At 68.5% G+C, this 23,809-nt stretch carries 18 protein-coding genes; 9 read left to right on the forward strand and 9 right to left on the reverse strand.

Annotated features, from left to right (window positions below; genetic code table 11):
• Window positions 1–210: 210 nt before the first annotated feature.
• Together rpoN and lptB are read right to left on the reverse strand one after the other, a co-directional pair.
• Entirely contained in the window at window positions 211–1,806 is a 1,596-nt protein-coding gene (gene rpoN / locus CA833_RS08640; RefSeq protein ID WP_207079813.1) for an RNA polymerase factor sigma-54, read from the reverse strand.
• Window positions 1,807–1,904: 98 nt separating this feature from the next.
• Window positions 1,905–2,678, reverse strand: coding sequence for an LPS export ABC transporter ATP-binding protein (gene lptB / locus CA833_RS08645; RefSeq protein ID WP_242526374.1), 774 nt, complete (start codon window positions 2,676–2,678; stop codon window positions 1,905–1,907).
• 291 nt (window positions 2,679–2,969) lie between these two features.
• Here lptB and CA833_RS26920 point away from each other — a divergent pair, with 291 nt between their 5' ends.
• Window positions 2,970–3,449 (forward strand): hypothetical protein, encoded by a 480-nt coding sequence (locus CA833_RS26920; RefSeq protein WP_242526346.1) that lies wholly within the window; start codon window positions 2,970–2,972, stop codon window positions 3,447–3,449.
• Window positions 3,450–3,606: 157 nt separating this feature from the next.
• Window positions 3,607–4,953, forward strand: coding sequence for a TldD/PmbA family protein (locus CA833_RS08655; protein WP_207079814.1), 1,347 nt, complete (start codon window positions 3,607–3,609; stop codon window positions 4,951–4,953).
• Between the two features lie 30 nt (window positions 4,954–4,983).
• Here the strand turns inward: CA833_RS08655 and CA833_RS08660 are convergent, their stop codons facing one another.
• Window positions 4,984–7,521, reverse strand: a complete 2,538-nt coding sequence (locus tag CA833_RS08660; protein WP_207079815.1) for a mechanosensitive ion channel family protein — start codon at window positions 7,519–7,521, stop codon at window positions 4,984–4,986.
• 132 nt (window positions 7,522–7,653) lie between these two features.
• Window positions 7,654–8,130: an META domain-containing protein gene (locus tag CA833_RS08665; protein WP_207079816.1), complete on the reverse strand. Its 477-nt coding sequence runs from the start codon at window positions 8,128–8,130 to the stop codon at window positions 7,654–7,656.
• A 221-nt stretch (window positions 8,131–8,351) separates the two neighbouring features.
• Between CA833_RS08665 and CA833_RS08670 the strand changes: the two genes are divergently transcribed.
• Window positions 8,352–9,458: a TauD/TfdA family dioxygenase gene (locus CA833_RS08670; protein ID WP_207079817.1), complete on the forward strand. Its 1,107-nt coding sequence runs from the start codon at window positions 8,352–8,354 to the stop codon at window positions 9,456–9,458.
• 33 nt (window positions 9,459–9,491) lie between these two features.
• On the opposite strand, the gene CA833_RS08675 is transcribed toward CA833_RS08670, so the two are convergent.
• Together CA833_RS08675 and CA833_RS08680 are read right to left on the reverse strand one after the other, a co-directional pair.
• The gene (locus CA833_RS08675; protein ID WP_207079818.1) at window positions 9,492–10,175 is read right to left on the reverse strand and encodes a cysteine hydrolase family protein; all 684 of its coding nucleotides are present in this window, start codon (window positions 10,173–10,175) and stop codon (window positions 9,492–9,494) included.
• Window positions 10,175–11,005 carry an oxidoreductase gene (locus tag CA833_RS08680; protein WP_207079819.1) on the reverse strand — a complete coding sequence of 277 codons (831 nt, stop codon included), beginning with the start codon at window positions 11,003–11,005 and terminating at the stop codon, window positions 10,175–10,177. Before CA833_RS08680 ends, CA833_RS08675 begins: the two co-directional genes overlap by 1 nt.
• A 251-nt stretch (window positions 11,006–11,256) precedes the next feature.
• Here CA833_RS08680 and CA833_RS08685 point away from each other — a divergent pair, with 251 nt between their 5' ends.
• From CA833_RS08685 to CA833_RS08710, 6 genes are all read left to right on the forward strand, one after another.
• On the forward strand, window positions 11,257–12,195 hold the full coding sequence (locus CA833_RS08685; protein WP_185928617.1) for a ribokinase: 939 nt from the start codon (window positions 11,257–11,259) through the stop codon (window positions 12,193–12,195).
• Window positions 12,196–12,235: 40 nt separating this feature from the next.
• Window positions 12,236–13,360 (forward strand): LLM class flavin-dependent oxidoreductase, encoded by a 1,125-nt coding sequence (locus CA833_RS08690; RefSeq protein ID WP_207079821.1) that lies wholly within the window; start codon window positions 12,236–12,238, stop codon window positions 13,358–13,360.
• A gap of 4 nt (window positions 13,361–13,364) precedes the next feature.
• Complete coding sequence (locus CA833_RS08695) at window positions 13,365–14,033, forward strand: cysteine hydrolase family protein (RefSeq protein ID WP_207079822.1); 669 nt, start codon at window positions 13,365–13,367, stop codon at window positions 14,031–14,033.
• 33 nt (window positions 14,034–14,066) lie between these two features.
• Window positions 14,067–15,317: an MFS transporter gene (locus CA833_RS08700; RefSeq protein WP_207079823.1), complete on the forward strand. Its 1,251-nt coding sequence runs from the start codon at window positions 14,067–14,069 to the stop codon at window positions 15,315–15,317.
• Window positions 15,318–15,348: 31 nt separating this feature from the next.
• Entirely contained in the window at window positions 15,349–16,734 is a 1,386-nt protein-coding gene (locus tag CA833_RS08705; protein ID WP_207080021.1) for a peptidase M20, read from the forward strand.
• 389 nt (window positions 16,735–17,123) lie between these two features.
• The gene (locus CA833_RS08710; RefSeq protein ID WP_142635863.1) at window positions 17,124–19,466 is read left to right on the forward strand and encodes an acetamidase/formamidase family protein; all 2,343 of its coding nucleotides are present in this window, start codon (window positions 17,124–17,126) and stop codon (window positions 19,464–19,466) included.
• A gap of 47 nt (window positions 19,467–19,513) precedes the next feature.
• Here the strand turns inward: CA833_RS08710 and CA833_RS08715 are convergent, their stop codons facing one another.
• The 3 genes from CA833_RS08715 to CA833_RS08725 form a co-directional block, all read right to left on the reverse strand.
• Complete coding sequence (locus CA833_RS08715; protein ID WP_142635861.1) at window positions 19,514–19,915, reverse strand: metallopeptidase family protein; 402 nt, start codon at window positions 19,913–19,915, stop codon at window positions 19,514–19,516.
• A 4-nt stretch (window positions 19,916–19,919) separates the two neighbouring features.
• The gene (locus CA833_RS08720) at window positions 19,920–21,809 is read right to left on the reverse strand and encodes a M1 family metallopeptidase (RefSeq protein WP_207079824.1); all 1,890 of its coding nucleotides are present in this window, start codon (window positions 21,807–21,809) and stop codon (window positions 19,920–19,922) included.
• Window positions 21,810–22,046: 237 nt separating this feature from the next.
• On the reverse strand, window positions 22,047–23,558 hold the full coding sequence (locus CA833_RS08725; protein WP_207079825.1) for a tetratricopeptide repeat protein: 1,512 nt from the start codon (window positions 23,556–23,558) through the stop codon (window positions 22,047–22,049).
• Between the last annotated feature and the right edge of the window lie 251 nt (window positions 23,559–23,809).

Consider the following 23,809-nt stretch of genomic DNA (forward strand, 5'->3'; position numbering starts at 1 on the left):
TCGCGCTTAGCTGCTTGTGCTGGTTTGGAAATCCGCCGCAGGCGGATTTTGGCGGCACCGGCCCGCTCCCCCGACCGACCGCCCGCGACGTGCACCCTGCCGCGCGGGCCCCCTCAGCAAAAAGCTCCCCGGACCTTTTGGTGTTCTTCGGGACGGGAGTGAGCCGGCGCCGCCATGACAATGCCCCTCGGGCATGGGCGCAAACGGTCTCTACCGTGCCGCGGCAATGGCTTTCTGTCTGCGGCGCTGCACCGAACTGCCAAGGCCGATGGCTTCGCGGTACTTGGCCACCGTGCGGCGGGCCAGTTCGAAACCCTTGTCCTTGAGCAGGTCGACCAGGGTATCGTCGGAGAGAATCGCCTTGGGATCCTCGGCATCGATGAGCCGGCGGATCGCCGCCTTCACCGCTTCGGCCGAAGCACCGCCTTCGCCGCCTGCCGCGGCCACGCCCGAGGTGAAGAAGTACTTCAGCTCGTAGGTGCCGCGCGGGCAGTTGAGATACTTGTTCGAGGTGACGCGGCTGACGGTCGATTCGTGCATGCCGATGGCCTCGGCCACGGTGCGCAGGGTCAGCGGCTTCAGTTGCGAGACGCCGTGGCGGAAAAAGCCGTCCTGCTGGCGCACCAGTTCGGCGGCCACCTTGAGGATGGTCTTCTGCCGCTGGTCGAGCGCCTTGATCAGCCAGTTGGCGTCGGTCAGCTTGTCCGAAAGCCAGGCGCGCGAGGCCTTGTCGGTGCAATTGCCGCGCAGTTCCAGGAAGTAGCCGCGATTGACGATCAGGCGCGGCAACGTGGCCTCGTTGAGCGCGATGTCCCAGCCCGGCGGCAGGTCGGCGCCGTCCTCGGGCCTGGTCCGGGCGGGCGTGATCAGGATGTCCGGCACCACCGCGCCGCCGGGTTCTGCGCCGAAGCGCAGCCCCGGCTTGGGATCGTAGCCGCGCAGTTCGGCCAGCATGTCGGCCATGTCCTCGTCGTCGACGGCGCAGAGGCGCTTGAGGCGCGGCAGGTCGCCGCGCGCGACAAGGTCGAGGTTGTCGATCAGCCGCGCCATGCACGGGTCGAGGCGGTCCGCCTCCCGCGCCTGCAGCGCGATGCATTCGCCGAGCGTGCGGGCGCCGACCCCGGTGGGATCGAGCGACTGCACGACCGCCAGCGCCGCTTCGGCTTCGGGCATCTCGATGCCGAGATCGAGCGCGACTTCGCCCAGCGGGACCGGCAGGTAACCCGCCTCGTCGAGCAGGCCGATCAGGTAGCGGGCGATGCCGGCCAGCAGGGCATCCCCGGTGGCGGCGCCGAGCTGGGCTTCGAGATGTTCGACCAGCGAGACCTCGCCGCCGCCGTGCCGCTCGATGTCGGGGCCGTCCTCGCCGCCGCCCGAGAGGCGGATCTCGCCGCTCCAGTCGCCCAGGGGACCATCGCGCGGGGCGGTTTCGCTGCCATCGCCGGTGTCGCGTTCGCGCTCGCCGGCATGGACTTCATGATCGAGCGGGCGATCCTCGCCGCCGCGGCCTTCGCCGATCAGCCGGTCGACCGCCGAGGTTTCCGGCGATGTCAGGCGCGGCGGCTCGGCCGGGCCTTCACCGCGTTCGTCGATCGCGGCAGCGGGGGCGACAGCGGGGCCGGTAGCTGGGGCGCCAGCGAGGTCGGGGCCGCCCAGGTCGAGCAGGGGATTGCCTTCCAGCGCCTCGCCGATGAAGGTCTCGATCTCGAGATTGGAGAGCGCCAGCAGCTTGATCGCCTGCTGGAGCTGCGGGGTCATGACCAGCGACTGGCTTTGCCGCAGGTCCAGCCTGGGCCCCAGCACCATGGCTCAGCGTCCCGAAGGGGGCTGCCTCGTGTGCTTCGCCCCATGCGCGCCGTCGAGCCCCCTCACGGCGAGATATGGCGTGACAGGGGGCATTCCCGTCACAGGGTGAAGCCTTCGCCGAGGTAGAGGCGGCGGACGTTCTCGTCCGCGACCAGCGCCTCGGGGCTGCCGGCGAACAGCACCTGACCGCCGTAGATGATGCAGGCGCGGTCGACGATGTCGAGCGTCTCGCGGACGTTGTGGTCGGTGATCAGCACGCCGATGCCGCGGGTCTTGAGGTCGCGCACAAGATCGCGGATGTCGGCGATGGACAGCGGGTCGATGCCGGCGAAGGGCTCGTCGAGCAGCATGATCGAGGGCTTGGCGGCCAGCGCGCGGGCGATCTCGCAGCGGCGGCGTTCACCGCCCGAAAGTGCCATCGCCGGGCTGGAGCGCAGGCGGGTGAGGCCGAACTCGTCGAGCAGGCGTTCCAGTTCGGTGGCGCGGATGTCGCGGTTGGGCTCGTTGAGTTCGAGCACCGCGCCGATGTTCTGCTCCACCGTCATGCCGCGGAAGATCGAGGTCTCCTGCGGCAGGTAGCCGAGGCCGAGGATCGCGCGGCGGTACATCGGCAGGCGGGTGACGTCGACGCCGTCCATCAGGATACGGCCCGAATCGGGGCGGACGAGACCCATGATCGAATAGAAGCAGGTGGTCTTGCCGGCGCCGTTGGGGCCGAGCAGGCCCAGCACTTCGCCCTTGGCGACCGACAGGGAAATGTCGGTCAGCACGGCGCGCTTGTCGTAGCTTTTGGCGATCGAGATGACCTCCAGCCCGCCATTTTGCGCCAGATTGGCGGCAACTGCCGAGGGGGCGGCCGAGGTATCCTGCATGCGTTCGCTCGTTTCGGTCATCTTCCCCGTCGTTTACGCAGCCCTTGTTGCCACCGCAAGCGGCCATTTCCCTCCAGGCCCGCCTGATCGCCGGGCCGGACACCGGCAAACCCGCGCAACCGACTGGCCGGGGCCGCGTTTCCCGGTAAGGACGGCGAAGTGGCGGTTCTTGCTGCGTTGCAATAAAGTTGCGCCATTTGCCGCATCGGCTTGATCATTCATGCGCTGCGTGATCTAGTGACCGCAGGAGATCGAGCAAGGGTCGCACTCGAGGACAGGAAGGTCGGCGCCATGGCCAGAACCGACGGACAGCCAGGAATTTCGGACAGGATCGGCACTGTCGCCGACACGCAGGTGCAGCTGACATCGGCGGCAAAGCGCGGGGGAGGGCGCGGGGAAGGGCGCGGGGGAGGGCGCCGGGAAGCGCCGCGCGAAAAGCCGAGCCCCGACTGGCGCCGCCGGATGAGCGATCACATCGCCTATGCGCTGCTGGCCTACACCGCCCTGCAGATCTTTGTCACCGTGGGCGCGCTCAAGGCCGGCGGCGAATCGCTGCTGCCCTATCTGGCGCTGGTGATCCTCGTCGGTGCGATCATTCCCGCCTGCCGCCGGTTCGAGCGCCGCTGGAACCGGCTGAGCGACGCAGAGGCCCACGATCCCGCATTCGCGCCGCTCTACCGCCGCGACAGGACCTTGCTCTGGGCACTGGCGATCGGCCTGCCCTTTGCGCTTACCGGCGTGTTCAAGGGCCTCGCGCTGATCGTCCGCTGACCCGCCGGGCCTCACCGGAAGGGGACGGCGGGAAGGGACGGCAGGACGCGACCGTGCGCCGGGCGAGCGGCGTTGCCCTTCGCCTGAACAATCCCTAGGTCTGCGGCGATCTCGCGTGCCCTGCCGGCATGCGGTGCGAATGGAGAAGTGACGCCCTATGCTCAGCCCCGCAGAAGCGCTCGACCGCGCCCAGCAGCTTGTCGAGCGGGCGCGCCGCGCCGGTGCCGACGCCGCCGACGCGGTCTATGGGGCGAGTTCCTCCGAAGCGATCCAGGTGCGGCTCGGCAAGCTGGAGGATGTCGAGCGTTCGGAAAGCGAGCATATCTCGCTGCGCCTGTTCGTGGGGCGCCGCTCGGCCAGCATCGGCTCCAGCGACCTCTCGGAGCAGGCGCTCGACGAACTGGCCCAGCGGGCCTTCGCCATGGCCCGCAGCGCGCCCGAGGATGCCTATGCCGGACTGGCGCCGCAAGAGCGCCTGTCGCGTGGGCCCTGGCGCGACCTCGACCTGATCGACAGCCATGAGCCCGATCCTGAGGCCCTGCGCGCGCTTGCCGAAGAGGCCGAGGATGCCGCGCGGGCCGTGGCCGGGGTGACCAATTCGGACGGCGCCACCGGCAGTGCGGGGGGCGGCGTGGCGGCGCTGGTGACCAGCCACGGGTTTGCCGGGGCTTACGGCTCGACCAGTCGCTCGGTCAGCGTCTCGGTGGTCGCGGGCGAGGGTTCGGGCAAGCAGCGCGACGGCGAGTGGCGCAGCGCGCACCACCTTGGCGATCTGCCGTCGGCCGCGTCCATCGGCACCCTCGGCGGCGAGCGGGCGGTGGCCCGGCTCGAACCCGGCACCATGCGCAGCGGACCGATGCCGGTGGTGTTCGATCCGCGCGTCGGCGGCTCGCTGGTCGGCCATCTGATGGGCGCGATGTCGGGCGGGGCGATTGCGCGGCGTTCCAGTTTCCTGCTCGACCGGCTGGGCGAGCAGCTGTTCGATTCCGGCATTACCATCGCCGAAGACCCGCTGCGCCTGCGCGGCCTGCGCTCGCGCCCGTTCGACGGCGAGGGGCTGGCGACGCGCCCGCGCAATCTTGTCGAGCAGGGGCGGGTCACCGGCTGGCTGCTCGAAAGCGCCTCGGCCCGCCAGCTCGGGCTGGAGCCGAGCGGCCATGCCGCGCGTGGCGGCAACGGCGCGCCGGGGATCTCGGTCGGCAATCTCGACCTGCTGCCGGGCACGCTTTCGGTCGACGAGCTGATCGCCGACATCGCCGACGGCGTCTACGTCACCGAACTGATCGGGCAGGGCGTCAATGGCGTCACCGGCGACTACAGCCGGGGCGCCTCGGGCCTGCGCATCGTCGGCGGCAGGATTGCCGGGCCGGTGGCGGGCTTCACGGTTGCCGGCAACCTGCTGGCGATGTTTGCGGCGCTGACGCCTGCCAGCGATCTCGAGCGCGACCGCGCGATCAACGTGCCGACGCTGCGGGTCGACGGGATGACTGTCGCGGGGGATTAAACGCGAGGTGGCGGGGATCGGGGCGGCCGTTCAGTCCCCCCCGTTGCCGCCATTGCCGCCCGTGTCGGCATGCAGGCGCACTTCCATTTGCGGGAAGGGGATCTCGATGCCTTCCTCGGCAAAACGGCGGGCGATCTCGAAGCGGATCTTCGAGGCAACGCCCACGCCGTCGGTCGCGTCGTGGATGAAGACGAGCAGGCGCATGTTCACGGAACTGTCGGCAAAGGCGTCGAGCGTGACGTTGGGCTCGGGCCAGGCCAGCACGCCGTCCTGCGCCTTGCCGATCGCGATCAGCACCTCGCGCACGTGTTCGAGGTCGCTGCCGTAGGCAACCCCGACCGGCACCACCACGCGGGCAAGCCGCTCGCCGAGGCTGAGGTTCTTCACGCTGCCGGTGATCAGCTGCGAGTTCGGGATGATGATCTGGTGGCGGTCGAAGCTCTCGAGGTGGGTCGAGCGGACCGAGACCTTGCGCACGATGCCCGAGAACGTGCCCACCTCGATCCAGTCCCCCTCGCGGATCGGGCGTTCGACCAGCAGGATCATGCCGCTGGTGAAGTTCTCGACCGTCGATTGCAGGCCGAAGCCAAGCCCGACCGACAGCGCGGTGGCAATGAAGGCGAGGCTGGTGAGGTCGAGCCCGGTGCTGGAGACGGCGAAGGCCGCCGAAGCGACGATGCCGACATAACCGATCATCGTCACGATCGAGGCCTGCGAGCCGCGGTCGATCTCGAACTGGGGCAGGATCGTCAGGTTGATGATCCGCTGGATCCACTTGGTGGCGATGTAGCCGGCCAGGAACACGAAGGCGAACGTCAGCAGGTCGCCCGCCGAGATGTTGACGTTGCCGAAGCTGACGCCGGTGCGCAGCATGACGATGGCATCGCCGATCTCGCGGCTGTTGTAGCCCCAGGTCACCGCCAGCAGCGGCACCGCGCCCAGCGTCAGCACGATCCCGGCCAGCATCGGCACGAAGTGGATGCTGGTGCGGTAGTGCTTGAGACCGCCTTGCGCCAGCAGGCCGACGATCAGCGCCACCAGGCGGTGGAGGAAGATGGCGACGGCGATCACCGCCACCGAGACGACCAGATCGGAAAAGATCTCGCGCGCCAGCGCGATGTAGCCGATCAGTGCGGCGCCGGTGCTGCCGATGGCGAGCAGCTTGAGGATGCGGCTGAAGGGGGCCGCGAATTCGAGCTGGTCGGGCTTGGCGCGGCCGTGCTGGGGAAGAGACGGCGCGGTCTTGGCGCCATCGTCCTCGCGCCCCTTGTCGATCAGCGTGGCGAGGCGCCAGACGAACAGGCTGCCGCCGACCAGCAGCACGGCCGAGGCAAGGTCGATCGCGCCGATGGTCATGTAGCCGTCGTCCTCGATGCCTTCGAGCACGGCGACAAGTGCAAGGAAGACGCCGATCACGCGCACCGTGGAAACCGCCTTGCCCACCACCTCGGGACGCAGGCGCACCAGCCGCAGTTCGGGGAACGGCGATTGCAGGGTGCTCTTGGCGAGCAGCTGCGCCATCGCCACCATCAGCGCGGCGACCAGCAGCAGCGTGCTGAGCGTGAGCAGCACTTCGGTGCCGAGGAACGGGCGCATCAGCACGGCAAAGGCGGCCACCGAGCAGCCGATCGCGAAGAACAGCAGCAGCGCCGCGACAAGATCCTCGACGACGATGAGCACCAGCCGCCGCGCCGCCTGGCGGGCGGCGACCCGCCGCTTCACGAAGACCCGGTGGAGCGTTTGCAGCAGCCGGATCGAGGCGTAGGGGCCCAGCAGGACCAGCCCGGCCACGGCCAGCAACCGCAGCGCGAAACCGCCGGCCCCGTCCTGCGCGATGCCCGCCGTGCCGCTGCGCGCGGCGATGTCGATGCCGCGGCGGACATCGCCGGCGACCGCGATCCAGGCGCGGGGATCCAGCGCCGAGCGGCTCCGTTCGGAGCGGCGGCCGCGTTCGATGCCGGCGATCCGCTCGTCCAGTTCGGAGACCAGCGTGGAGGCTCGCGCCTGGGCTTCGCGCGCGTCGAGCACGGGGGCCAGCACCACCGAAAGCCGGGCGTCGAGCGCCTTGCGGCGGGCGGTGATCGCTGAGGGTTCGCCCTTGCCTTCGGCGGGAACCTCGCCAAGCGCGGCCATCTGCGCCTGGATGATGCGGGCTTCCAGGTTGCTGCGGTCGGCAAGCGTGCGGGCAAGGTCACGGTCGGCGGCAAGCCGGTCGCGCAGCCTGTTGAGACTGCGGATGTGCTCGTAGTCATAGCCGCCCGCGGGCCGGCGCAGGATCTTCTGGGCTTCGGCCGCGTCGGCATTGAAGCGGGCGAGCGTGGCGGGATCGACTTGCGAGGTGGGGGGCGAAGGGGCGGGGGGCGAAAGGGGGGCGGCCGTGGTAGGGGTGCCTGGGGGTTCTGCCGGAGCGGCCGAGCCGGAAGCCTGCCCGGCGGGTTTTTCCGGCGCCAGCAGGCCGACGCCGGGCAGCAGCGGCGCGGCGGCCCGCACCGCGCTGCCGCCGGCAAGCAACCAGCAGGCCAGGAAGACGTGGAGCAGGGCGCCATGGCGGCGGCAGAAGGCGATCATCGCCCTGTCTTGCCGCCGCCGGGCTTGTGGCTCAACCGCAAAATCAATCCGCTGCGCCTTCCCTGTACCCTTCACGCGCCCACCACGCTCCTGTCGGCCCACGCCGATGCTCCGCCGCGAGGCAGGGCCGGATCAGCGCGGCGCCAGTTCGAAGATGCCGCCGTCCATCTTCAGGGCCAGGAAAAGGTGGCCGTCCTTCAGGGTATAGCTGGCGACGTCGGAAAGGCGCCTTGCCATCATCGGCCCGATATCGGGCTGCGGGCAGAGCGCGCGCGTGGTCATGCCGGGGCCGATCGCAAGCTGGCCCGAGCGGCCGTCGGTGCCGGGCACCGCGCTCCAGGTCGCACGGCCGCGATTGCAGTCCAGCTGCATCGCGATCGTGCCGTCGCTGCCGAAATCGAGCGTGTAGGCGCGGCCCTCGCCCGGTTTCGTGGCGCCCTGGGCATCGTCCATCGACTGGAAGGCGACAAGCCGCCAGCTGCTGCCCGCCAGTCCTGCTGATGCCGCTGCTTGGGGCGGGGCTGGGGCGGGTTCGGACGCGGTGGCGGTGCATCCGGCCGATGCGAGGGCGGCTGCGAGCGGCACTACCAGAGAGGCTATCGGCTTCATGGACATTCTCCTGATCGATCGTTCCGGTCGGCGGGCAGGCGCAGTCCATCCGGTCCATGCCCCCCTGGGGACATCCACCATAAGCCCCGGAATCGCGATTTGGCTTGTAGGAACCGCGGTTCGTGCCGCGAAAAGCTTTCGGACATGGTGCGACAAGTCGCCCGCGCGATCGCGGCCTAGACAGGGGCATCACGCAATGCCGCGCAAAAGGACCCGATAGCATGGCCAGTTCCGCCTCCCCCTCGGCCCCCACGACTGCCGAGGCATTCCCGCCCGTCACCACTGCCGCCGCCTGGCGCGGGGACCGGCTCGCGGGGAGCGACGAGTGGATCTACATGCTCTCGGACGAACAGGTTGCCGAACTGGAGACGCTGGGCACCCGCTTCCTGGCCGAGAACCCGGACCTGCGCACCGTCGCGGCGGAGGAATATCCGCTGGTCGCCTGCGCCGATGCCGTGAAGGAATGGGGCGCCGACGTCGATTACGGGCGCGGTTTCGTGCTGGTGCGGGGCCTTCGCACCCAGCTCTATTCGGACGCGCTGTCGAACGCGATCTACTACATCCTCGGCCTGCACATGGGCGATCCGATCCGCCAGAACGAGATGGGCGACCTGATCGACCACGTCTACGCCACCAGCGACAAGACCATGGACGATCCCACCGCGCTGTCCTCCAAGGTGCGCGACAAGCTGGTTTACCACTCGGACAGCTCGGACATCGTCGCGCTGATGTGCCTGCGCCCGGCCAAGGAAGGCGGGCTCTCGTGCCTCGTCTCGGGCGCGGAGATCTACAACGAGATCCTGCGCCGCCGTCCCGATCTGGCGCCGTTGCTGCTGGAGCCGTTCCACTGGGACTGGCGCCGGCAGGACCACAATGCCCCGGCCGATACCTATACCTCGCCGATCGTCAGCCTCGTGGACGGGGTGTTCTCGATGTACGCGGGCTCGCTCTACATCCTCACCGCGCAGGAATACGAGGGCGTGCCCAAACTGAGCTCCGAGCAGATCGAGGTGCTCGAACTCTTCGACACGATCACCTACGAGGAGGGCATGGCGATCGAGATGGATTTCCGCCCCGGCGACATCCAGTGGCTGTCCAACTACGCCGCGCTGCACGCCCGCACCACCTTCTGGGACTGGCCGGAACCGCAGCGCAAGCGCCACCTGCTGCGCCTCTGGCTGAGCCGCGATGCCGGCCGTCCGGTGGTCGACGGCTTCGGCAAGAACGGCGTCGTGCAGGTCCGTCAGGCCCCGCGCGACGGGCAGGCGGAGCATCCCGATGCGCATTTCGACGTGTTCTCGGTCTCGGTGCCGCGCCTGATGAGCTGACCGCAGGGCGGCGGACCGGCCGGGGCGACGGGATCAGGCCCCCGCCCCCGCCCCCGCCCCCAGCATCGCCAAGACCGCGGCGGAACTTTGCACGTCCGCGAAGTTCAGCCGCAGGTTCATCAGGGCGGCGTTGTGTTCCTCGTCGGTCACTGCCGCGCAGGCATCGCTGACGACAATGACCTTCCAGCCGCGCATGTTCGCCTCGCGCGCGGTCGATTCCACGCAGACATTGGTGAGCGTGCCGACCATGACCAGCACCTCAGTGCCCCGTTCGCGCAGCGTCCGTTCCAGCGCCTGCTGCGGGCAGGAAAAGGCGCTGTAGCGGTACTTGTCGAGCACCAGGTCGCCTGCCGCGCGCGCCATCGCCGGGTCGAGGTCGTGCGAAGGCGTGCCCGCGCGCAGCGCCGCGATCGCGCCTGCCACGAAGGGATCGGACCTGTCGTACTGCCAGTGCGGCATGGCGAGCGGCGGCTGCTCGCTGGTGGTCTGGCGCATCCAGATCACCGCGGCCCCCGCCTGCCGCATCGCCGTGGCAAGGGCGTTGCACGGCGTGATGGCGTCGCGGGCATGGGCATTGCCGAAGACTTCGCCCACGCCCACGAAGGCGGCCTGCATGTCGATCACCACCAGCGCCGCGCTGCGCGGATCAAACGCGGGGAAGGTGTTGTAGCCCCGCCCCCGCTCGGTCACCCAGTCCGGCAGCACGGTCTTGTGCATCAGGCCGGTTCGAACGCGGTGGAGAGCGACAGCGCCTCCCACGCGCGCATCTGTGCGCCCACGAATGCCAGTTGATCGCCCGCGTAATGCAGCGCGTCCTCGCCGAGGAACAAGTGCAGCGGCGGCTCGGCGGCATCGAGCGCGGTGAGGATCGCGGCGGCGCCGCGTGCGGGATCGCCCTTTTCCTTGCCCGCGCCTTCGGTGAGGCTGCGGCGGGCGAAGTGGGCGACGTCCTCGTAATCGGCGATGTCGGCTTCGGCGATCTTCAGGCCTGCGGCGGCAAATCCGGTGCGAAAGCCGCCGGGGGCGACATTGGTGACACGGATGTTCATCGGCGCCACTTCCTGCGCCAGCGTCTGGCCGATGCACTCCATCGCGTACTTGCTGGCGCCGTAGAGCGCGGTGCCCGCCCAGGGCGCATGACCGCTGACCGAGGTGATGTTGACGACATGACCGGCCCGGCGCGCGCGCATGTAGGGCAGGAGCGCGCGCAGCATGCGCAGCGGGGCGAAGAGGTTGACATCGAACAGCGCCCTGGCCTCTTCGATGGAGACTTCCTCGATCGCGCCGATGAGACCGTAGCCGGCATTGTTGACCAGCCGGTCGATGCCGCCGGTGATCTCTTCCGCCCGGGCGACGGCGGCCTTGACCGAGGCTTCGTCGGTGAGGTCGACGCAGAGCGCATGGGCGCGGCCGGGGGCGAGCGCCTCGAACTCAGGGTCGCTCGCCTTGCGGGTGGTGCCGACGACGATGTCCCCGCGCCCGAGCGCGGCTTCGGCCAGGGCGCGGCCAAGGCCTCCGCCGATGCCGGTGATGAGCCAGGTGGTCATAATTCGCGTGTCTCCCCTGAGGCGAAAGGCGTAAAGTGTGCGGCCGTAAAGTGTGCGGCAAAGTTAGTGCGCACGCGCGCGAGGCCTCTTGGCGCTGGCCCCCGCAATTATTGTGCGGGGACGCACGGCGCCAGCCCGGGCTTGACCCCGCAAGGCGCGCCATGCTGCACCCCCGGTTGCACGTGCAGATTGTTGCAGTTGCAGAACCCGGCCCCGCAAAGGGGTGGTTCCAGAATAGCGGAGCGGCACACTTGGCAGTTCACATCGTCGGTTCGATCAATCTCGATATCATCACCTCGCTCGATCATCTGCCGCTGCCGGGCGAGACGGTCATGGCCAAGGCCACGGCGCGGCTGCCGGGCGGAAAGGGCGCCAACCAGGCGGTTGCCGCCGCGCGGATGGGCGCGCAGACACGTATGGTCGGCGCCGTGGGCAACGACGATGCCGGGCGCTGGATGCGCGAGAGGCTGGCGCGCGACGGCATCGCGGTGTCCGGCGTCGCCGCGCTGGAAGGGGTGGAGACCGGCACCGCCTATATCGCCGTCGATGCCGAGGGGGAGAACCAGATCGTCGTCGTCTCCGGCGCCAATGCGCGGCTGACCCCGCCGGGGCCGGTGATGGAGGGGGTGCTGCTGGCCCAGCTGGAAGTGCCGGTGGGCGCGCTCTTGCCGGTGTTTCGCAATTCGAAGTGCATCCGCATCCTCAATGCGGCTCCGGCGGTGCTGGCAGCGGATGTGCTGCTCGATCATGTCGATGTGCTGGTGGTGAACCAGACCGAACTGGCCGCCTTTGCCTGCTGCGGCCCGGTCGATGCTTTGCCCGCCGTGGTGCGCGAGGCGCGCAGCCTGATCCGGCACGAGGATCAGGCGGTGGTCGTCACGCTCGGCGCGCGGGGCTCGGTGGCGGTGAAGAAGGACTGGGATATCCACGTCCCCGCCGTGCCGGTAATCCCGGTCGATACCGTCGGCGCGGGAGACAGTTTCTGCGGTGCGCTGGCCGCGCTGCTTGACGAGGGGCGCAGCCTTGCCGAAGCGCTGCCCTGGGCGAGCGCGGCGGCGGCGCTCTGCACGCTGGGGCAGGGCGCGGCGCCGTCGATGCCGATGCGCGCGGCGGTCGCCGACCTGCTATCGGGGGCGGCAACAGAACATGCGCCGCCGATCAAGAACCGGGCGGGCGTTGCCCTAGGCTGATCCCAGGACAGCACCGAACAAGAATTTGCAGAGGACTGAGATGAACCCGCATCCGCTGACACCCTTTGGCCTTCCCTCCGACAACGGCGGCAAGGACCTTGGTCTGTTCCTGCCGGTCGCCAACGGCGGCTGGATCCTGTCGAAGAACAAGCCGGAGCTGGACGGTTCCTACGCCTACAACCGCCAGTGCGCGCTGCTGGCCGAGCAGGCGGGCATGGACTTCATCATGTCGATGTCGAAGTTCCGCGGCTATGGCGGCGAGACCAGGCACTGGGATTCCTCGCTCGATCCGATCGTGCTGATGGCGGCGCTTTCCGAAGTGACGAAAAAGACCCGCATCGTCACCACCCTGCACACGCTGCTGCAGAACCCGGCGGTGGCGGCCAAGATGCTGGCGACGCTGCAGCAGGTGAGCGGCGGCCGCGCGGGCCTGAACGTCGTGACCGGTTCCTACAAGGGCGAGTTCGCGCAGATGGGCGCCTGGCCCGAGAACGTGAATCACGACCAGCGCTACGACCTCGCCTACGAATGGGTGCGCGCGGTGAAGGCGCTGTGGAGTGACGAATCCGTGACCATGCACGGCGATTACGTGACGCTGGATGACTGCGAATCCTGGCCCAAGCCGGAGAGCCGCCCGTTCCTCGTCTGCGCCGGATCCTCGGAGATCGGCATGCGCCTGACCTCCGAGGAAATGGACGCGATCTTCCTTTCCGGCGGCACCGGGGCCGAACTTGCGAAGAACAGCGACCGCGCCAAGACCATCGCCGCCGAATATGGCCGCAATATCCGCACCTATTCGATGATGACGCTGGTGATCGGCGAGAGCGACGATGCCGCGAAGGCCACCGCGCAGCACTATGCCGCGGGCCTCGACGAAGGCGCGCTGGCGGGCATGATGCGCGCTTACGGGTTCCTCGATGCCGAGATCGGCAAGGAGAACGACTTCACCCGCAAGGCGCGCTCCTCGTTCATGTCGGCCCAGATCGTCGGCAGCGCCAGGAGCGTGGCCGATCAGGTCGGCGACCTGCTGGAAGCCTCGGGCACCGACGGGCTGATGCTGATCTTCGACGATTACATCAAGAGCCTGCCGATCTTCGGCGCGGAGATCCTGCCGGCCCTGCGCGAACGCTTCCCGGACAAGGTTGCCGCCGCGGTGGAGGGCTGAGCCGATGCCGCTGCGCGCCGAGGATCTGCCGCACGTCGATGCCGCCGCGCTGGCAGGCATGATCGATCCCGCGACGACCGCGCTGGTGGTGGTCGACATCCAGGTCGATTTTGCCGCGCCGCAGGGGCTGCTGGGGCGTTACGGGGTCGATCTCTCGCCCGCCGCAGCGGCGATCGACAAGTGCGAGAAGCTGGTGGCGGCGGCGCGCGGCGCCGGGGCCACGGTGGCGCTGATGCGTGTCGTCACCAGCCCCGAAACCGACTCGCGCGCGCTCAAGACCCTGATGGTCCGGCGCGGGCAGCCGGGGGGCGAGGCCATCTGCCGTATCGCGGACGGCGGCGCCGACTATTACCGCATCTTCCCCGAGGACGGCGATATCGAGATTGCCAAGCTGCTCTACGACAGCTTCCATGGTACCGATCTCGACGCCCAATTGCGCGCGCGCGGGATCCGGACGCTGGTGATCTGCGGCCTCTCCACCGATTGCTGCGTGGACCAGACGGCGCGCTCTGCCTTCCATCACGATTACGACGTGTTCCTCGTCTCCGATGCCAGCGCTGCCTACGAGCCGGGGCTGCACGAAAGCGCGCTTTCGGCGATGGAGAAGAACTGCGTGCTGCTGACCACGACCGATGCGGTCGTGCAGGCCTGGCCCAAGGGCGCAGACGCCTGATCCGATAGTTCCCCCCAACAGGAGTTGCCGCCCATGACCGTGACCACTCCCCCGCGCGGATCGAAAGGCGGCGTGCTGTTCGCCTGCACGCTGGGCAATTCGGTGAGCGTGACGCCCGCCGTCCATGCCGTCTTCGGGCTGTTCCTGGTGCCGCTGACCGAGGCATTCGGCTGGAGCCGCGCCAGCGTTTCGGGGGTGCTGGGCATTCTCGCGCTGGTCGGCGCGGTGACTTATCCGCTGATCGGCCGCTATGTCGACAAGGCCGGGGCGCGAAAGACGCTGCTGGCCGGCATCTTCGGCCTTGCGCTCTCGATCGCGGCGCTGGCGCTCAACAGCGGCAGTCTGGTGCAGTTCTATGCGACCTTCACCGTGCTGGCGGTGTTCGGGGCGATGGCGGGCACGCCGATCTTCCAGAAAGTGATCGCCGACTGGTTCGACGAGAATCGCGGCACGGCGCTGGGCATCAGTGCCGGGGGCGGCTGCGGCATCGGCTCGGTGGTGCTGCCGGTGCTGGCCGCCGTGCTGGTGCAGACCTGGGGCTGGCGTGCGGGCTATCTGGGCATCAGCGGCTTCATGCTGGTGATCGCGCTGCCGCTGCTGGTCCTTTTGCTGCGCGACCGTGCCTCCGTTGCGGGCGGGGAAGCGGCGGCCGAGCGCGAGGGTATGACTTTGGGCGAAGCGGCGCAGACGCCGATGTTCTGGCTGGTCCTGATCGCGCTGGCGGCAGGCGCGGGCGGGACGACGGCGGTGTTCAGCCATGTCGTGCCGATCCTCTCCGACCGGGGCTTTTCGGTGACGACCGGCACCGCGGTGGTCAGTGTCTTTGCACTTGTCACTTCCGGATGGCAGATCGCCACGGGCCGTATCATGGACACGATCCAGACCCCGCGCGTGGCGGTGCCGATGTACCTGATGGCAGTGGCCGGCCTCGTGCTGCTGGAAACCGCGCAGGGCACGCCGCTGCTGCTTGTCGGCGGGGCGCTGCTCGGCATCGGGCTTGGCGGCCAGTTCGGCGCGCTGCCCTATTTCATCGCCCGCTACTTCGGCACGCGGCATTTCGGATCGGTGATCGGCGCCATGTATTCGGCGGTGATTGCCGCGCAGGGAACGACGCCGATCCTGCTGGACCTGGTGTTCGACGCGCGCCACTCCTATCGCCCGGCGCTGGTCGGCGTTGGTGCCGCGCTTCTTGCCGGTGCGCTGCTGCTCATGCTGCTGCCACGCTATGGCCGCGAGGCGGAGGGCGCCGATGACAACCGGCCGCGCTTCGCCGCCGGTCACTGACGATTTCCCACGGAGCCCGACTTTGGCCGATATGCCCGATCCCGTCCCGACTTTCGCCGATCCCGCGAAAGCTCCCTACGCCGTCAGCGAGGAAGAACGCGCCGCCATCGCCGCGGCCATCGACAGCGACGAACTGGTCGAACTGGCGCTGACGCTGGGCAACATCCCCAGCCGCTCGCGCGAGGAACTGGCGGCGGCGGAGTTCGTCCACGACTGGATGGACAAGGAAGGCTTCAAGCCGCGCAAGGTCGGCGCCACGCCCGAGCGGCCCAACGTGATCGGCGAATATGGCGGGACCGGACGCGGTGCGAACCTGCTGTTCACCGCGCATCTCGACACCGAAAGCCCCAGTGGCATGCGCGAGCATGACAGGTTCCGTTATCGCGAGTCCACGCTGGCCGATCCCGAATGGACCCAGTGCTGGCTGGACGAGGAAGGCCGCCTGCGCGGCTATCCGATCAGCAACGATCGCGGGCCGATGTCGTGCTTCCTGATCGCCGCCAAGGCGCTGCGCAAGGCGGGCATCGGGCTTTCCGGCAAGTGCTGGCTCACCGCCTGCCCCGGCGAGATCGGCCCCGAACCGATCGAGGAATTTTCCGGCATCGGCTGGAACGGCAAGGACATCGGCGCGCATTACCTGTTCCACCACGGCGGCGTCGCGCCCGATTACGCGATCGCGGCCGAGGGCACCGACTTCGGCCTGACCTGGCAGGGCTGCGGTTATGCGCTCTACCGGGTGCGGATCTTCGGGCAGGGGGTGTTCTCGCCCATTCTCGATGCTCCCGCCGATCCGCTGCGTCACCCCAATCCGATCTACCGGCTCGGCGCGGTGATCGACGCGCTCCACGCCTGGGGGCAGAAGTTCGAGCGCGATTCGGTCATGGAGACCGCCAGCGGCGCGATCCATCCCAAGGTCCAGATCGCCTCGGTGCGCGGCGGCATGCCGATCGATTTCGGCGCGGGGACCGAAGTCTGCGCGCTCTACATCGACGTCTCGCTGAACCCGCGCCAGAAGGCGGCGGACGCGTACCACGGCATCATGGAAGCCATGCGCGGGGTGGATGTGGAAGGCTTCGACGTGGAGCCGGTGGTCGTGCGCCACGGTTTCGAGGCGCGGCCTTCCGAAGTCGCCCCGCTGGTCGGCGCGGTCGATGCCGCCACCCGGCTGGCGCGCGGCGCGGCGGTGGAGCCGGCGCACCCGGTCTATTCCAGCATGTGGCGCGATCACAACGTGTTCAACATGCACCGCGTGCCTGCCATCACCACCGGCATGCCGCGCTGGCGGCCGACGGGGGCCGACATGGCCTCCAGCGCGCTGGTCTACGCCCTGACGATGCTTGCCGTCTGCGGCCGGGGCGAGGCATCTGCCGAACAGGTGGGAACCAGTGTCTACGGCAACGAGACGCCTTTTGACTAGGCTCAGGACCCATAAATCCTGCCTGCGAGGTTTGAATCAAAATGCCTCAGGGCGAGGAAGGAAGGCGTAGGAATATGTCCATATTTCAAGGCTTCCTGACGCTGCGCTGGGGCATTTTGATCAAATCCCTACGGGACACCGGAATGGCTTCCATTTCGAACCAAAGCCGCTTTGGACGGGCAACCAGCCCGCCCGGCAGCCGCTTTGGCCCGATATGTTCGCCATTCCGGTGCCTCGCAGGCATGATTTATGGGTCCTGAGCCTAAGATATACGACACCCTTGCCGAGTGGCCGGAGGCTCGATAGACCTCCCGCCCATAAGGTCGCCAACTATCGAACTGGACGCCCATCAGGGAAGGGTGCCACCGATCTGTCAGGGTGGTTCTCGCTTGCGCATAACGACGAATGTCTACCCCAAGGAGCAACGCCGCGACGCCTGGCGCTTCGCGCTCAAGCGCCTGTCGCTCACGCTCGACGAGGCGGATGAGGCGACGCTCTATGGCGAGCTGATCCATTTCCGCTCCAGCACCCATATCGACTTCATCCGCGTCACCGGCACTGCCCAGTCGTGGACCATCGACTTCCGCGACCAGCCGACCACCTACTGGGTGGCGATGATCCTCGACGGCAGCGCCACGATGCGTGATTCCGAGCAGGAACTGCGCCTTGCGGACGGCGACATGATCTGCGGGCGCGGCGATTCCCCGGTCCACCTCGCCTTCGCGGGCGACAACCGCAGCCTGATCGTGCAGGTGCCGCACAGCGAACTGAGCCAGCGGTTGAAGACCCCGATCAGCGGCGCCCCGCGCAAGATCGCCACCGATACCGGCACCGCGCGTATTTTCGCGGGCATGTTGCGCTCGCTGGCCGACACGATCACCGACATCACCACCGACCAGGCCCGCCCGGTCGAACTGGCCTTCCCCGAATTCCTCGTCACCAGCCTGCTCGACAATGCCCCCGCCAAGGCCCTCGGCGGGGCGGCGGGCATGCGCGCGGCGCTGCTGGAGCGCATCTTCCAGACCATCGAGATCCGCCTGTCCGACCCCGACCTCAATTACCAGCAGGTCGCCGCCGAGCACGGCATCTCGCCCCGCTATCTCCAGAAGCTGTTCGAATCGATCGACGACAGCTTCGGCCACTATGTGAAAGTGCGCCGCCTCGAACGCTGCCGGCTCGACCTGCGCAGCCCGCTCCACGTGCAGAAGTCGATTTCCGACATCCTGTTCGAATGGGGCTTCAACGACAGCGCCTCGTTCAGCCGCGCCTTCCGCGAGCAGTACGGCATTTCTCCGCGCGAATACCGCAAGGCGCCGCCGCAGGAGCAGGCGGCGGTCGAACTGCTGCGCCGGGGGCGCCCCGCCCGCAAGGAGCGCGCCAGGGCCGAAGAGGCGGCCGAGGTCGAGGAAGTGCTCGACGAGCAGCTGGACGAGCAGGCGGCCGACGATGCGCCGCAAGTGCCCGCCTACATGGGCGATACCGGCACCTCGCGCCATCACCACCTGCCCGCCACGCCCGAGACGATCCACTGGGGCTATCTCAGCAAGGACCTGAAACCGGCGCTGCGCGTGCGTTCGGGCGATTTCGTGACGATCGAGGCGCTGACCCACCACGCCAACGACGATCCCGAGCGCATGGTCGAAGGCGATGCCGGGGTGGAGAGCGTCTACCACTGGGACCACGGCGGCAAGACGGTCGAGCGGCGCGGCGCCGGGCCGATGGACGCCAGCGCCTTCGGGCGCGGGCCGGGCGAGGGGTTCGGCGTGCACATCTGCACCGGGCCGATCCACATCGAAGGCGCCATGCCGGGCGACCTCGTCGAAGTGCGTATCCTCGACCTCAAGCCCCGCCCCAGCGGCAACCCCCGTTTTGCCGGCAAGAGCTTCGGTTCCAACGCGGCGACCTACTGGGGCTTCCACTACAACGACCTGCTGACCGAGCCGAAGAACCGCGAGGTCGTGACGATCTACGAGGTCGAAGCGGCGGGCGGGCGGTTGCCCAAGGCCCACGCGGTCTATTCCTACCGCTGGACGCCGCAGGTCGATCCCTCGGGCGTGACCCACGCGCGTTACGACTATCCGGGCGTGCCGGTGAACCCGGAAAGCATCGAGCGCAATTACGACATCCTGCAGAACGTCGAGATCCCGATCCGCCCGCACTTCGGGGTGATCGCGGTGGCGCCCAGCCATAACGGGCTGGTCGATTCGGTGCCGCCTGCCAGTTTCGGGGGCAATCTCGACAACTGGCGCACCGGCCCCGGCGCGCGGGTGTTCCTGCCGGTGCAGGTGCCCGGCGCGCTGCTCTCGCTGGGTGACCCCCATGCCTCGCAGGGCGACAGCGAGCTATGCGGCACCGCCATCGAATGTTCGATGACCGGGCTGATCCAGATCGTTCACCACAAGGGGGCGGGCGTGATGGAGCAGTTGAAGGACGTCGATTACCCGCTGATCGAGACCGAGACCGAGTGGGTGATCATGGGCTTCTCGCACCCCGATTACCTCAAGGAACTCGGGCCGGACGCGCAGAGCGAGGTCTACAAGCAAAGCTCGATCGACGGCGCCATGCGCGATGCCTTCCGCAAGGCGCGGCGGTTCCTGATGACCGCCAAGCAACTGACCGAGGACGAGGCGATCTCGCTGCTTTCGGTCGGGGTGGACTTCGGCGTATCGCAGATCGTCAACGGCAACTACGGTGTCCACGCGGTGATCCGCAAGGCGCTGTTCACCAGCTGAACGGCGCCCGGCGAGGCAAAGGACGATCGCGTCACCGGGCGGCGCGATCAGTCGGCGTCGTCTTCCAGCGCGTGCATGGCCTCGTCCGAGAGGCCGAAGTGGTGGCCGACCTCGTGCACCACCACATGGGTCACGAGGTCTTCCAGCGTCACGTCGGTCTCGCACCATTCGGCCAGCAGGGGCTGGCGGTAGAGGGTGATGCGCGGGCGGAATTCGCCCGAGGACCAGACCGATTCCTCGTCCATCGGACGCCCGTGGTAGAGCCCGGTCAGGCCCCAGGCATCGTCGATGCCCAGGGCCTGCAGGGTCTCCTCGTCGGCGAACTCCTCGACGTGGACGGTGATCCCGTCGAGGTGCTGCGCAAAGGGTTCGGGAATCCGCGCGAAGGCGGCATGGGCGAGGGCCTCGAACACGGCCGGGCCGGGGGCATTGCCGAAGCGCTGGATCACGCGGTCACTCCTGCCCGGCAACGATCCGCTCGATCCCGGCGGCGGTCGAGGGGTGGTAGGTGGGCTTTGCCTCGGCGAAGAAGTCCCGCGCCTTGGGCTGGCCCCAGTCGCCTTGCTTCATCAGCCCGCGATAGAGCGGATAGACCAGCAGCCCGCGGCCGATGCGCGAGAGATAGCCGCGCAGGTACGGCACTGCCGGATCGTAGTGGTTGGCGATGGCCAGCTCGAACCAGGCCGACTGGATATAGGCATTGCCCGAAGCCGAGAGCCCCAGCGTCTCGTCCAGTTCCTTCAGGCGGGCGGGCGTCTGCCGGCGGTCGATGCCGTTGAGGAAACGCAGCCATTCCTGCGTGGTCCAGCCGGTCGGCTGCACGGCGCTGGCGGGGCCGCCGGCGTTGAAGGCGGCGAGCCTGGTATCGACCTTGGCCAGCGTCGCGCTGTGGACGCGCACGGCGTTGTCCGGCAGCCCCGCGCCGTAGGCCCAGCGGTCGAGCTGGAGCTTGAGTTCGAGTTCCGGCTGGCCCTTGAGCAGCCGTTCGCGCAAGTCGGCCAGGAAACCGGCGGTGGTCTGCGGCTGGAAGGCGTGACGGTCGAAGTAGGAGGTGAGATAGGCATCCCACTTGTCGCGGCCGACGGTATATTCGATCATGCGCAGGAAGTTGGACCCCTTGGTGTAGTCCACCTCACCCGCGCCCGGCTCGCCGTTGAGGCGCGTCGCGGCGCCGGTCTGGCCGCCGGCCGCGGCGATCTCGCGGCGCATCACATCCCAGTCGAGATCGGCATAGGTCGCGGCCTGCTCCTTGCCGTAGAGCGATTCCATGATGCGGTTCTCGAAGTAGGTGGTGAAACCCTCGTTCAGCCACGAATCCGACCAGGTGGCATTGGTGACGAGGTTGCCCGACCACGAATGCGCCAGTTCATGCGCGACGACATCGGTGTTCGAGCGGTCGCCCGTGACGATGGTCGGCGTCAGGAAGGTCAGCATCGGGTTTTCCATGCCGCCGTAAGGGAAGGCGGGCGGCAGCACGAGCATGTCGTAGCGGCCCCAGCGATAGGGGCCGTAGAGCTTGCTGGCGGCGTCGATCATCTTTTCGACATCGACGAATTCCCTCGCCGCCTTGTCCAGCATCGGTGCCTCGGTCCAGACGCCCGAGCGCGGGCCGAGCGGCTTGAACTTGAGGTCGCCCACCGCAAACGCGATCAGGTAGGGCGGGACCGGCTTGTCCATGCGGAAGCGGAAGCTCCGGCGGCCGTCGGGCAGGGTCTCACCCTTGTCGCCCGAAAGCTTCTCGGCGCTCATCACCGCGACCATGTCGCCCGGCACGCGCAGGGTGGCTTCCCAGGTCTGGCGGATGCCGGGGCTGTCCTGCGTGGGCACCCACGAACGGTTGAGGATCGCCTGCCCCTGGCTGAACAGGAAGGGCTTCTTCTTGCCGAAGGTCATTTCCGGCGGCAGCCACTGCAGCGCGGTGGCGCCGGGCTTCGAGCGGTAGGTGATCGTGATCCGGGTCGCGCCCGCAAGCGTGACGGTGAGCGCCGAGCCGATGTCGGCGTTGGCGCTATCCTTGGCGCCGACCGTCCACTTCAGCGCCTTGCCCGAAGCATCGGTGACGGCCGAGATGTCCATGTCGTTGACGTCGAGCACCACCTGCGTGGCCCCCGGGGCTGCGAGAATGTCCAGCACCGCAGAGCCGGACAGCGTCTTGCTGGCGAAATCGACGTCGAGGTCGAGCGCCACGTGGGTGACGCGGGCGACTTGCGGCTCGGCGTGGGTCCAGACGTCCCGGGCATCGGGCGTGGTCAGGATCGGTGCGGGAATGGTCTGCGCCGTGGCAAGCGAGAGGGTGAGCGAAGCGGAGCCGGCAAGCAGCGCGGCGGCAAGGATAATGCGCATGGGCGCGGTTTATGGCCGCGCCCGTGCCGCCATGCAAGTTGGCATGCGGGCTGGCATATCGGCTGGCATGAGGGGGGCGGACTAGGTCGTAAACGCATAAACGGCACCATCGAGGCGCTCAAATGGCCCAGCGCTGCGTCGGGAAGTCTTGAAATATCGACATATTCCAGCGCCTTCCCTCCTGCCGCCGAGCCATTTTGCCTCAAACCTCGATGGTGCCGTTTATGCGTTTACGACCTAAAGCGTGGCGGGGAGCACGTCGAACTTGCGCGTGCCGCCGGCGCGCGCGATCGCCGCCTGCACGTCCGCGCGGGCGCGCAGGGCGGTGAGGCCGGGGTCGAACAGGCCGGGGGGAACGCCCGTGGGAAGCGGGCGATACTCGCTCAGCTGGCCGAGGGCATCGACCTGCCGGTCGGGATCGCCGAGCCGGGCGATCATCGAGGCGGCGGCATCGTCGAACCGGCCCATGCACATCTGCATGTCGGTAAGCGCCTCGGGGTGATCCTCGGGGTGGGCCTGGGCATAGGCGAGGTCGGTGGCTGCCAGATCGTCGAGCGCCAGCGCCTGCGCGGCGCAGGCATGGGCGAGGCGCATTTCCATCACCCCGTAAGGACTGGCGCCTGCCCCTGCCTGCTGCGCGAAGGGGGCAAGCAGCGCCAGCGCCTCCCGGGGATGGCCGAAGCGGACGTGGAGGTAGGCCAGGTTGATCGTCTGGCTGACATTGGGACGGCCTTTCTCGCCGCCGGCGATGGCGGTGCGGTAGGCCTCCACCGCCTCGCCATAGCGACCGAGCTGCTCGTAGGTCCGCGCAAGCCCGTCCCACCACCAGTTGAGGCGTTCGTCCCGGTCGGAAAACTGCTTGGCAAGCACGCCGTCGGGCCGCGCCGCCTGCAATGTGGCGAGCGCCTTGTCGGCCTGGCCGAGCACGCGCTGCGTGGCGGCGAGGTCGATCGGCAGGGCAAGGCGGCCGGGGCGGGCGATGCTGCGCTGTTCGAGGTCGGCGGCCTGCCGCTCGTAGGCGGCGCGCAAGTCGAAGTCGGCGGGCAGGTAGCTGCGCAAGTGCGGATCGAGACTGGCTTGCCGCAGCAGGTCCGCCTCGCGGATCGCGGCGACTTGGGCCGCTGCGTTTTCCTTGTCGCCTTCCTTGGCGAGCAGCCGGGCCAGCGGCAGGCGCAGCCTGGAGAAGCCGGCATCGTTGATCGCGGGCGGGAATGCGGGGTCGGTGGCAAGCACCAGCAGGCGGCGATAGGCCGGATCGTCCTGTCGGGCGTCCAGCCGGTTGACCAGCGCAAAGATCCAGTCGTCGGGAATCGAGCCGAAGGCGCTGGGGGCCTGCTTCTGGATCATTTCCAGCGTGGCGACGGCATCGCTGTCCCGCTTGCTGTCGAGTTCGACCGCATAGCGCAGCCGCCAGGCGATGTCGGCGGCGCCGGGCAGCGCGGTGAGCATGCGGGCATGGCCGAGCGCGGCGTCGAGCTTGTTCGCCTGGCCTTCGCAGATCGTCGCCGAGAGCAGGATCGGGCCTTGCAGCAAGGGTTCCAGCGTGCCGAAATCCTTGCGTGCGACCAGCGGCGAGATGATCTTGAGGACGCCGTTGCAGTCATTGCCGTTCATCGAGGATTGCAGGCGCGGCATCGCCTTGGCGGCGGCGCGGGAAATGTCCTGGCGGGCCTCGGCCTGGGCCGGGAGGCCCGCGGATGCGAGGGCGAGCGCAGCAGCGAGTGCCCGGCCGGGCTTGGCATTGATCATCGTAATCCCCTTGTCGGGCCGACATGCTAGGGAGGGATCGGCGGCCTGTCAGCCCACCCCGTCATGAAAAGCGCGGTTATTCCCGCCGTTACGCCACTATAGATGGATCTTTGCGGTTCGGTCCGCAGCGGCCAGAGCGCAAGCCACCGGCCACCGGCGCGGCGCACGGTTCCAGCGGTAACGGGGGCGGGGCATGCTGGCCTGTGTGCCGGGCGATCGGTGCCGGGCGATCGGCGTCGGGCGCCAGGCCG

Origin of the sequence: Novosphingobium sp. KA1 (assembly GCF_017309955.1) — a bacterium.
GTDB lineage: Bacteria > Pseudomonadota > Alphaproteobacteria > Sphingomonadales > Sphingomonadaceae > Novosphingobium.